This is a genomic window from Bacteroides sp. AF39-16AC, assembly GCF_003602735.1.
Classification (GTDB): Bacteria; Bacteroidota; Bacteroidia; order Bacteroidales; family Bacteroidaceae; genus Bacteroides; species Bacteroides uniformis.
On sequence record NZ_QTLN01000082.1, the window covers coordinates 426 to 651 of the forward strand.

The 226-nt window shown below is 41.2% G+C and carries 1 protein-coding gene; it reads right to left on the minus strand.

From position 1 onward, the window contains the following. On the minus strand, nt 1-226 hold a 226-nt coding region (locus tag DW039_RS21405; RefSeq protein WP_243635066.1), incomplete at both ends, for a GTP-binding protein.

Consider the following 226-nt stretch of genomic DNA (forward strand, 5'->3'; position numbering starts at 1 on the left):
CCGGATAAACCGATCCATCGACAACAGTTTGCATAAACAGGACATCTTGCGACAGATTTGTTTTTATATCCATATACAAACGCTCCAAATTCACACCGGCACGGTCAATCTTATTGATAAATATAATTGTCGGGATTTGCAGCTTTTGTAAAGTACTGAACAGCAACTTTGTCTGCGCTTGTATGCCTTCCTTTGCGGATAAGATGAGGACTGCTCCATCAAGCAT